This window comes from Streptomyces sp. NPDC006265, from assembly GCF_040613555.1.
Taxonomy (GTDB): domain Bacteria; phylum Actinomycetota; class Actinomycetes; order Streptomycetales; family Streptomycetaceae; genus Streptomyces.
On the sequence record NZ_JBEXSH010000363.1, the window covers coordinates 1 to 8,431 of the forward strand.

Below are 8,431 nucleotides of genomic sequence, written 5' to 3' on the forward strand. Positions count from 1 at the left end.
GACACCCCACGGGCCTCCCGACGGAATCCGGAGCCCCCACATGAAGCTCTCCGTCTCCGCGCGCGCCGTCGCCGCGGGCGGCATGGCAACAGCCATGCTCCTGACCGGCGGTGCCGTGGCCGACGCCGCGTCGTCCGCTCCCCCCAGAGCGGCCGCCGCGCCGGACATACCCCTGGCGAACGTCAAGACCCACCTGTCCCAGCTGCAGTCCATAGCCACCGCCAACGGCGGCAACCGGGCGCACGGCCGGACCGGCTACAAGGCCTCGCTCGACTATGTGAAGGCCAAGCTGGACGCCGCCGGATACACCACCGCGATCCAGCAGTTCACCGCCTCCGGCCGCACCGGCTACAACCTGATCGCCGACTGGCCCGGTGGTGACACGAGCCAGGTCGTGATGGCCGGCTCGCACCTCGACAGCGTCTCCTCGGGGGCCGGCATCAATGACAACGGCTCCGGCTCGGCCGCCGTCCTGGAGACGGCCCTCGCCGTGTCCCGGGCGCAGTACAAGCCCACCAAACACCTGCGGTTCGCCTGGTGGGGCGCGGAGGAGCTCGGCCTGGTCGGCTCCCGCTCCTACGTCAACCGGCTGACCACCGGCGACCGTTCGAGGATCAGCGCCTATCTGAACTTCGACATGATCGGCTCCCCGAACCCCGGCTACTTCGTCTACGACGACGACCCGGCGATCGAGAAGACCTTCAAGGACTACTTCGGCGGCATCGGCGTCCCGACCGAGATCGAGACCGAGGGCGACGGCCGCTCCGACCACGCGCCCTTCAAGAACGCGGGCGTGCCGGTGGGCGGTCTGTTCACCGGGGCGAGCCGGACGATGACGTCGGCACAGGCGGCCAAGTGGGGCGGTACGGCGGGGCGGGCCTTCGACCGCTGCTACCACTCCTCCTGCGACACCACCGCCAACATCAACGACACCGCCCTGAACCGCAACAGCGACGCCCTCGCGTACGCGGTGTGGGAGCTGTCGGAGTAGCCCCCGGGCCCGGTACCTACGGGTTGCGGGCGGCGCGTTCGGTGAGGCGGCCCATGCGGGCGCGGGCCGACTCCAGTTGCTCGACCTCCTCGGCGGCCGGGCCGTCCTCGGCGGCGAGCTCCGTCCACAGGCCGATCAGGTCGCGCCCCAGCTCCAGCCCCAGCGCCGGGTCGCGCACCGCCCGCCAGGCGGTTGCCGCGCTCTCCACGTTGCCGTAGGCGGCCTCCGCGTCGCCGGACCGGCGGCGGGCACCGGCCAGGTCGAGCGACAGCCGGCAGGCGCGGAGCGGGTCGCCCGCCAAGTAGGCGATGTACGCGGTGAGTTCGCGCAGCCGGAGCACCTCGGGGTGCTCCGGCCCCAGCGTCCCCGACGCCTGCGCGACGGTCTGCTCCGCCAGCCCGGCGGCGGCCTCGATCCTGCCCTGCTTCACCGCCTCGTTGATCCGCGCGACCGGCTCCGCGAGGAGCGCGGGCGCGGCGGGGTCGCCCGGGGCGGTGAGGGGCTCGTCCCCGAGTACAGCCTCCGCGACGGCGTCGAAGCCGCGGGGAGGGGTGGGCTTGGGGTCGCGGTCTGCGGCGATCAGGGCGGGGTCGGGGACCGGTGCGGGTCGCGGAGCCGGGGGTGATTCGGGGACCGGGAGCGGCCTCGCGGCCATGGGCGGGGGCGGGCCGAACGCGCCGGTGGGCGGCGCGACGGTGCCGGGCGGCATCGCCGGGCCCGGGGTCGGCGACGGGTCTTCCGGCGCGGGTTCAGCCGACTCCGGTACGGCGCGCAGCTCGAACGTGGGCACCGGTTCATCGGCCGGCTGCGGCTCGGGCACGGCCCGCAGCGGGAACGTCGGGGCCGAGCCCTGGCCGGTCTCCCGTGCGGGACGCAGCACGTGCGTGGCCCTGTCACCGCGTGGGTGCTGGCGCCGGAGACCGGGCTCGGGCTCGGGCTCGGGCTCGGGCTCGGGCTCGGGCTGCGGAGTCGGGGCGCCGCCGTTCGGGGTGTGCTGAAGCTCCGGCGGGGTCGTGGCGACCGGCTCGGCCGTGAAGTGGCTGGAGCCGTCCGGGTCGACCTGGAGCGGGACGACGTAGCCGATGCGCTCGTCGCGGATCGTGGCGAGGACGGGGTGGCCGGTGGCGAGGGCGATCTGGTGGAGGCGGTTCAGGACGGCCCGCTGGATCTCCTCACCGGGGGCCGCGAAGATCGGGACGCCACCGACGGAGGCACCGTCGGACACCCCGCCGGCTCCCCCTCCCACATCCGTTCCGGCCCCGGGGACATGGACGTCGATCGGCGCCGCCGGGGTCGCCGCGCGTGCGGCCTGCTTCTGTTCCCGCTTCTTCTCGCGGCTGAGTCGCGCCATCGTCCCCTCACTCGGCGTCGTACACCTACGGTCGAGTGTGTCCGCTCGCCCCCGTTTCTCACGTCACTACGGTGTCACAGGCTCGTCCCAAGGGCCGTGAGCCCCGGCACGGTCGTTGTGGCGGGCATGAAGACCGGGCGTACGAGGGAGGAGAGGGGCATGCACACTGGCATGCGACAGGGTCCGGAGATCTGGCTGCGCGGCCCGGTGACCACCCCGGAGCCGGTACCGCCGGAGCCCGCGCACGCCCAGGCCGCGGCACGGCGCTTCTCCTGGGTCGGCACCCACGGCGGCGCGGGCGTCACCACGCTCGCCGCGGTCTACGGCGGCCACGACTGCGGCCGGTCCTGGCCCGGACCCGGCGAGCCCCCGTCGGTGCTGCTGGTCGCACGGACGCACGCCGCCGGGCTGGACACGGTCGCCGGGGCGGTGGAGATCTTCCGGCGCGGGCGGGCTCCGCAGGGGCTCGACCTGGACGCCGTCGTCCTCGTGGCGGACGCCCCGGGACGGCTGCCGCGCCCGCTCGCCCAGCGGGTCAGGGCGCTGGAGTCGGTCATCGACGTCTACCGCGTGCCGTGGGTGCCGTCCTGGCGGCTCGGCGAGCCGGGTCACCCACCGCGCGAGACAGGGGCCCTGGCCCGGCTGACGGGAGCGGCACGCTGACGGCCGTCCCCGGGCCGGCCGCACCCCTGTCGGCCGCACCCCTGTCGGCCGCACCCCTGTCGGCCGCTGAGATCGCGGCGGGTGTACGGGCCCGGGAACTGTGCGCGGCGGACGTGGTCGCACAGGCCCTGGACCGGATCGAGCGGGCCGATCCGCACCTGTGCGCGTTCGTCGAGGTGTGGGGCGAGGAGGCGTTGCGGCGGGCGGGTGAGGTGGACGGGCGACTCGACCGGCGGGGCACGGATCCCTCCCTGTCGCTGGCCGGTGTGCCGGTCGCCGTGAAGGGGCGGCACGGGCGGCGCACGGCGGGTCCGCTGCTCGCGGCAGGGGCGGTGGCCGTGGGGGCGACGTCGGCGCCCGGGCCGGGAACGCCCTGGCAGACCTGGGGGCTCGGAGCCCGGGGCCGTACCGTCAATCCGTGGCGGGCCGACCGCACGCCGGGCGGCTCGTCGGCCGGGGCCGCGGCGGCCGTGGCGGCCGGGCTGGTGCCGCTGGCGACGGGCGGCGACGGGGCCGGGTCGGTGCGGATCCCGGCGGCGTGGTGCGGGGTGGCCGGGCTGAAGACGACGAGCGGACGGCTGCCGTCGGGCGACCGCACGGGGCTGGCCGTGCCGGGGGTGCTCGCCCGTACGGCGGCGGACGCCGAACTGTGGTGGCGCGTGGTGTCCGAGGACCGGGCGCCGGCCCAAGCCGCCCTCCCCGTCACGGCCGTCTGGTCCGCCGACCTCGGGTTCGCCGGACCCGACCCGGAGCCCGTCGCGCTGGCCCGGGCGGCCGTGGAGCGGCTCGAGGCGGCGGGGGTGGTACGGCTGGTACGGCCGCGGATGCCGCTGCGGCTGACGGACCCCGGGCCCGCCTGGCTCGCCCTGCGCACGCCCGGAGCCGAGCCGGCCGGGGCCGACCTGGCCGGAGCCGAGCGCGTCCGGGCGGAGAACAACCGGCGGCTCGCCGCGCTGTTCGCCGACGCCGAGCTGCTGCTGACCCCGACGGCCCCCACCGCCCCGCACGGTCACGAGGGGCCCGGGGAACGCTACTCCACCTCTCTCACCTGGGCGTTCAACCTCAGCGGACACCCCGCCCTGAGCCTGCCCGCGGGGTTCGGCGGCGACGGCTGCCCGGCCGGGCTCCAGCTGGTGGCGCCGCACCGGCGGGAGACGTTGCTGCTGGCCGTGGCGCGGGAGGCGGAGACACGCGTCAAGGGCTGACACCCCGGGCGCCCGGGCGGAGAGCCCTCGTACACATCCCTGAGGAGCACCCCTGGCGGGCACCCCTGGACCATTTACTTGCACGCGCATAAGATGCACGTGCGTGTAATTGATGTACGCCGAGTTTTCAGAGGGGCACCCATGACCCGCCGTTTCCTTTTCGTCCTGGGCAGCGCTCGCGCCGAGGGCAACTCCGAGCTGCTGGCCCGCCGGGCCGCCGAGCAACTGCCCCCGGACGTCGAGCAGGAGTGGATCGACCTCACCGAGCTCCCCGTGCCGGACTTCGAGGACCTGCGGCACGACAGCGACCACGTCCGCCCGACCGAGGGCGACGTGGCCCGGCTGCTGGAGGCCACGCTGGCCGCGACGGACATCGTGATCGTCTCGCCCCTGTACTGGTACTCGGTCTCCGCGCAGACCAAGCGCTACCTCGACTACTGGTCGGGCTGGCTGCGCACGCCCGGTCTCGACTTCAAGGCGACCCTGGACGGCCGCACCCTGTGGGGCGTCACCGCCCTCGCGCACACGCAGGAGGTGGTCGCCGACCCGCTCGTCGGCACGCTCCACAACTCCGCCGCGTACATGGGGATGCGCTTCGGCGGGGTGCTGCTCGGCAACGGCAGCAAGCCCGGTGACGTGCTCACCGACGACGCGGCACTGACCCGCGCCAAGACCTTCTTCGAGCAGGAGGCACCGCTCGCCCGGTTCCTGTACGAGCGGTGAGCCACGGCGAGGCCGGGAGCGCTAGGCCGTGATGTCCTTCGCCGTGAAGCGCGCCCACGCCGCCGACCCGAACACCGCCGCGTACAGGGCCTGGAGGCCGAGGTTCTTCGTCAGGTCGTCCCAGTAGACCGGCTCACGCATGAGGTCGGCGAAGGAGAGCCAGTAGTGGGAGAAGAAGTACGGCTGGAGGGCGTGCAGTTGCGGGATCTGGTCGAGGATCTGGACCGTGATCAGCAGGCCGACCGTGGTCGCCATCGCCGCGATGCCGCTGCCCGTCATGGTCGAGACGAACAGCCCGAGCGCGGCGACGCCGATCAGTGACGCGGCGACGGCCAGGGCGATCGACAGGACTCTGCCCAGGCCCTCCGCGAAGCTGATCTGCGTGCCGGAGATGGTCGTCAGGTCGCCGAGCGGGAAGAGCAGCGCGCCGACCGTCAGCGCCGAGACGGCGACCACGAGCGTGGCGGCCAGGCAGAAGATGACGACCGTCGCGTACTTGGTGAGCAGCAGCCGGGTGCGGCCGGCCGGGGCGACCAGCAGATAGCGGAGGGTTCCGGAGTTGGCCTCACCGGCGATCGCGTCGCCCGCGACGACACCGATCGCCATCGGCAGGAAGAACGGGAGCGTGGCGGCCAGGGCGGTGAAGACGAGGAACAGGCCGTTGTTGGTGATCTGCGAGATGAAGGCCGGTCCTCCGCCGCCTCCGCCGGGTGACGCACCGTCACCCGTCTCGATCTTCACGGCGATGCCGACCAAAACCGGCACGCCCGCCAGCACGGCCAGCAGCGCGAGTGTGCGCCAGCGCCGGAAGGTGGTGACGAGCTCGTTGCGCAGCAGCCCGAGGGGCCACAGCGGACTCACCGGCCGTACCGGCTGTACGGGTTCCACCACTTCAGCCCGCGACATCGAAGCCCTCCCCCGTCAGCGCCACGAACGCGTCCTCCAGCGAGGCCCGTTCGACCGTGAAGCCGCGCACGCGGATCCCGGCCGTCACCAGCGCGGCGTTCACCTCGGCGAGGTCGCGGTCCGGTGGTTCGCCGGTCACCCGGTCGTCGGTGACGACGACGTCGCCGACACCCTGCTCCTTCAGCACCCGGGCCGCCTCCGCCGGGTCCGGTGTCATCACGGCCAGCCTGCCGCGCGCCCCGGCGGACAGTTCGGCGACCGGGCCCTGTGTGAGCAGCCGGCCCTGCGCCATCACGGCCACGTGGGTGCAGACCTGCTCGATCTCGTCGAGGAGGTGGGAGGAGAGGAAGACGGTCGTGCCGTCCGAGGCCAGTTCCCGAACGAGGGTACGGATCTCGCGCATGCCCTGCGGGTCGAGGCCGTTGGTCGGCTCGTCGAGGACGAGCAGCCGGCGCGGCTGGAGCAGCGCGGCCGCGAGGCCCAACCGCTGTTTCATGCCCAGGGAGTACGCCTTGGCCTTCTTGCCCGCCGCGGCCGTCAGGCCCACCCGGTCCAGGGCCGAGGCGACCCGGGCGCGCCGGGTGCGAGGGTCGGCGGCCGGGTCTGCGCTGTCGTAGCGGATCAGGTTGTCGCGGCCGGAGAGAAAGCCGTAGAGGGCCGGACCCTCGATGAGGGCGCCGACGTGCGGGAGCACGGCGCGGGTGGCCCGGGGCACGGACTGCCCGAGCACCCGGGCCGTGCCGGAGGTGGGCTCGATGAGCCCCATCAGCATGCGGATGGTGGTGGTCTTTCCGGAGCCGTTGGGGCCGAGGAAACCGAAGACGCTGCCCGCCGGGACGGTCAGGTCGAGCCCGTCCACGGCGAGCTGTCCGCCGCGGTAGCGCTTGGTGAGCCCGCGGGTGGCGATGACCGGTTCCCCGGCCCCGGCCCCGGCCCGCGCCGCTCCGGTTCCGTGGCGGACGGTTCGCCCATCGGCTTCCTCGTTCTCTCGACGTCCCGTGCGCCTACGGGACCTACTTCCCGGCGTCGGCCGCCTTCACCAGCGCGTCCTTGGTGACCAGGCCCGCGTAGACCTTGCCGTCGTCCGTGATGAGGGCGTTGACCAGGCGGGTCGAGAAGACCGTGCCCGAGCCGAACTTTCCGTGGACCTTGTCGCCGAGCGAGTCCATGAAGCCGCCCAGGTCACCGCCGGCCCCGCCGGAGGGCACGCCCTCGCCGCCGGTGTCGAAGGTGGCGATGGCGTTCCAGCCCTCGCCGATGGTCTTCATGCCGTCGAGGCCCTTGCCGAAGTCCTCCCCGGCCTTCGGGGCGTGTTCGCGCGCCCCGCCCTTGTCGAAGGTCTTGCCGGGGACCTTGCCCGGCGCCTTCTCCGAGCCCTTGCCGGAGTCCTGCTCCTCGGTGACCTTGGCGCCCTTGGGCGGGGTGAAGTCGAAGGTCGAGGCGGCCGGCCGGGCGAAGTCGACCTTCGTGAAGCCGACGTCGACCACGGCCGAGCCGCCGCTCGCCGGGGTCAGCGTGAACTTCAGCGGCATGCCGGTCTTCGCGTCCACGGCGACGCTGATCGCGCCGACCGTCGAGCCGGACTGCTTCGGCTTGACGACGAGCTTGTAGGCGTCCCGGCCGGCGACCTGGGCGGTGCCGTCGACGGTCACGGAGGTCGTGTCGTCGACCGCCTTCAGGGCCTCCTCGGCGAAGTCCTTCGGCGTGGCCGGCGGCTGCTGGTCCTTGCCGTGCTCCGGGCTCTCCGACGAGGTGCCGTGGTAGACCTCGTTGGACTCGCTGTCGTAGCCCCAGACGTCCTTGCCGTTGTGGATGATGCTGTACTCGGCGGCGTTCTCCAGCAGCGACAGCTTCTGCCGGTCGGGGCCGTCGGCGGCGACGCGCAGGGTGTGCGTGCCGGAGGCGAGTTCGGTGAGCTTGGCCGTCGGGTCGGCGGACGAGCCGCCCTCGCCCTGGCCCGCGGCGCCGGACAGCAGGCCGGACTCCAGGCCGCCGAGGTTCGGCAGGCCGAGGTCCGTGCTGATCTTCACCGTGCCGGACAGCTGCTGGACGTCCGACGTGGCGATCTTCTCGATGAGCTGCTGTGCGGTGATCTTCGGGAGGTCGGGGTCACCGGAGTCGGCGAGTGCGGGAACCAGCCCGATCGTCGCGGCCGCCACCCCTATCACCGTGACCGGGACGACGTACCGCGCGGCTTTGTGCCGCCCGGAGCGCTGCTCGTCGACCTCCCCGGCCGTCGTGCTGTCGTCGGATGCGTACGGTGCCATGTGTGCCCTACCTCCGTGGTCGGCGGCGGCTGTCCGTGTCGTCCACGCACTCGTCCCTGAGCCGCCATTCTCACCCGAACAGGTGAGGAGTGGTGTTTTCCGTGGTCACCATCTGACCAAATCGGCCAGGGAGATACGTCAGACCCCGGACTCAACTCCGTCTACTGCTGGGGTATGACACGGAGGGGCGGCTTCTCCCCCGACCCGTAGGGGTCGTACGGGGGAGACGTGCTAGTGCCGCGGCAGGCAACGTTTGCCCGTTGAGGAGCGGCGTCCGGTGCGTGCTCTCGGCGTGCCGGCCGGAAGCCCTCGTACTGGACGTACT

Annotated in this window: 8 protein-coding genes; 4 read left to right on the forward strand and 4 right to left on the reverse strand. The window is 73.3% G+C overall.

What is annotated here, in order from left to right:
• Positions 1-40 precede the first annotated feature (40 nt).
• Complete coding sequence (locus ABZ281_RS26445) at positions 41-991, forward strand: M28 family metallopeptidase (RefSeq protein WP_356659322.1); 951 nt, start codon at positions 41-43, stop codon at positions 989-991.
• Between the two features lie 16 nt (positions 992-1,007).
• Here ABZ281_RS26445 and ABZ281_RS26450 read toward each other — a convergent pair whose 3' ends face one another.
• Complete coding sequence (locus tag ABZ281_RS26450) at positions 1,008-2,342, reverse strand: tetratricopeptide repeat protein (protein WP_356659324.1); 1,335 nt, start codon at positions 2,340-2,342, stop codon at positions 1,008-1,010.
• Between the two features lie 159 nt (positions 2,343-2,501).
• Between ABZ281_RS26450 and ABZ281_RS26455 the strand changes: the two genes are divergently transcribed.
• The 3 genes from ABZ281_RS26455 (at position 2,502) to ABZ281_RS26465 (ending at position 4,933) form a co-directional block, all read left to right on the forward strand.
• Positions 2,502-3,005: a DUF6668 family protein gene (locus ABZ281_RS26455; protein WP_356659326.1), complete on the forward strand. Its 504-nt coding sequence runs from the start codon at positions 2,502-2,504 to the stop codon at positions 3,003-3,005.
• Positions 3,006-3,118: 113 nt separating this feature from the next.
• Complete coding sequence (locus ABZ281_RS26460) at positions 3,119-4,210, forward strand: amidase family protein (RefSeq protein ID WP_356659328.1); 1,092 nt, start codon at positions 3,119-3,121, stop codon at positions 4,208-4,210.
• 141 nt (positions 4,211-4,351) lie between these two features.
• Positions 4,352-4,933: an NAD(P)H-dependent oxidoreductase gene (locus tag ABZ281_RS26465; protein WP_356659330.1), complete on the forward strand. Its 582-nt coding sequence runs from the start codon at positions 4,352-4,354 to the stop codon at positions 4,931-4,933.
• Positions 4,934-4,954: 21 nt separating this feature from the next.
• Here ABZ281_RS26465 and ABZ281_RS26470 read toward each other — a convergent pair whose 3' ends face one another.
• The 3 genes from ABZ281_RS26470 to ABZ281_RS26480 form a co-directional block, all read right to left on the reverse strand.
• A complete protein-coding gene (locus ABZ281_RS26470) occupies positions 4,955-5,839 on the reverse strand; it encodes an ABC transporter permease (protein WP_356659332.1) in 885 nt (294 codons plus the stop codon).
• On the reverse strand, positions 5,826-6,746 hold the full coding sequence (locus tag ABZ281_RS26475) for an ABC transporter ATP-binding protein (RefSeq protein ID WP_356659336.1): 921 nt from the start codon (positions 6,744-6,746) through the stop codon (positions 5,826-5,828). The genes ABZ281_RS26470 and ABZ281_RS26475 overlap by 14 nt, the downstream gene beginning before the upstream one ends.
• Before the next feature lie 106 nt (positions 6,747-6,852).
• Entirely contained in the window at positions 6,853-8,106 is a 1,254-nt protein-coding gene (locus tag ABZ281_RS26480; RefSeq protein WP_356659334.1) for a DUF2092 domain-containing protein, read from the reverse strand.
• Positions 8,107-8,431: the final 325 nt, after the last annotated feature.